Annotated in this window: 2 protein-coding genes and 1 pseudogene; 1 reads left to right on the forward strand and 2 read right to left on the reverse strand. The window is 50.2% G+C overall.

The features are described 5' to 3' along the window. Together BG32_RS00735 and BG32_RS00740 are read right to left on the reverse strand one after the other, a co-directional pair. Positions 1-244 (reverse strand): annotated as a pseudogene (locus BG32_RS00735) (radical SAM protein); the annotation flags it as partial. Between the two features lie 27 nt (positions 245-271). Beyond that, positions 272-562, reverse strand: a complete 291-nt coding sequence (locus BG32_RS00740; RefSeq protein ID WP_014731833.1) for a DUF362 domain-containing protein — start codon at positions 560-562, stop codon at positions 272-274. A gap of 240 nt (positions 563-802) precedes the next feature. Between BG32_RS00740 and BG32_RS00745 the strand changes: the two genes are divergently transcribed. Continuing rightward, a partial coding sequence (locus BG32_RS00745; RefSeq protein ID WP_147434769.1) for a transporter substrate-binding domain-containing protein occupies positions 803-1800 on the forward strand: 998 nt, incomplete at its 3' end.

Genomic DNA, 1800 nt, shown 5'->3' on the forward strand with positions numbered 1-1800 from the left:
GCTCGCCCTCTCCGACAACCGTCACAACGTCGAACGACTCTTCACCGTGCGCCTCGATAAACCTCCTGGCTTCTGAGAGAATCTCCTCAGGCGGGTAGAAGGTCTGTCTCGTGTTTGTCATATTCGTCGTTCTTCCCAGCTGGCAGTAGACACAAGCGTAATTGCACGTCTTGAAAGGTATAGTGCAAACCCCCAGAGATCTTCCTAGCCTTCTTGAAGGGACAACCCCATATACATGACTCAAAAAAAGCACTTCCTTCCGTTCATTGTCTCAGCGACCTCCCCGTCTTCCTCCTCCCATACCTCGTCCAAGTCCTCTTCCTCGGCCGATGCCGGCTCCACGTCCTATGCCGTATCCTCCCCCACCCGCTCGAAGAGAAGAATTCTCGGAGTTAGGCCTTATGGCGTTCACGGGGCATGCGCTGAAACAGTCCCCGCACCTGGTGCAAAGACTGTTGTTTATGTGTGCCTTGCCTCCCTGCATCACTATAGCTCCATCCACAGGGCAGGACTTCAAACAAAGAGTGCAGCCGGTGCATAGATCTTCACGTACCCAAGGCAATTAAAACACCTCCTATTTCTTTATATATGTTTATTGCATATATATTATATCACTACAAAATCTGCTTTCACAAGTCACGAAAGAGCCTCTGTCAAACCTCACGAATAAGGTTTTTTCACAAGACCTTTCGAGTGAGTAGACGACTCTTCATTACCTTCTGAAGGTATCGATTACTGTTTGCGAAACGAAGACTATCGTCTAGAATAGGAATCATTGACAGACTCAACTGGAGGTGTAAGAATGAGATCTTCTGTTCCCAAAAAAGTCGTTTTCTCCATTATTCTTTTCCTTTTTCTCTCATCAATTGCGCTGGCTCAGCCAATTACCTTCCTCGTGAATCCCGATTACGATCCCTTTAGCTACCTTGAGGAAGGCCATCTGAAGGGCTTCCTCGTCGATCTGGTCGGATCGCTTGAAAGTGAAACTGGCATAGATGTCGAGATGAAGCCCGTCAAATTCGACGAAGCCCTCGAGATGTTACAGGGCGAAGGGAGATACTGCATTCCCTCTCTTGTCTTCACGACACAGAGGAAAGCTCTTTATCAGTGGGCGGGTCCCGTTGCCATAACGAACACTTACCTCTACACGACCGAGGAACTTTCGAGTGAATTCAAATCACTCGAGGACGCCAGAAACGCAAATTTCGTAGGTGTGGTAAGCGAATACTATTCCCATAACCTGTTAGAGGAGCAGGGATTCGACAACCTTATCGTTTTTGAAGACGAAGAGTCGTTGCTCGAGGCCCTTTTTGAAGGAGAGATCGACCTCGCGCCCTTCAACTCGGCAGTTCTCCAGGAACTTCTCAAAAGGGAAAAAGCCTCTTATAGTCCCGTGTCGACAGTCGTGATCGACCTGGACATGACATACCTCGGTTTCTCGAAGGACGTCCCGACTGAAATCGTAGACGCATTCCAGAAGGCCCTCGACGGCCTCAAGAGCTCCGGCTCCTTCTCCGAGCTCTACAGCGAATGGTTTCCCGACCAGCCCGTTCCCGGCATCTACACCTTCCTGACCGAGGAGTACCCGCCGGTAACCTCCAGGGGTGAAGACGGAGAACCGACGGGCTTCGTGACCGAAATGGTGAAGGAGATCCTACGCAGAAACGACATGTCTGCCGAGATCCTTATCGTTTCATGGTCCGTCGGTTATGAACTGGCCTCGAATCTGCCCAATGTCTTCCTGTTCAGCATGGACCAGACCGAGCAGAGAAAGGAAAACTTCGAGTGGATCGGACCGGT

This window comes from Mesotoga sp. HF07.pep.5.2.highcov, from assembly GCF_003666285.1.
GTDB lineage: Bacteria > Thermotogota > Thermotogae > Petrotogales > Kosmotogaceae > Mesotoga > Mesotoga prima.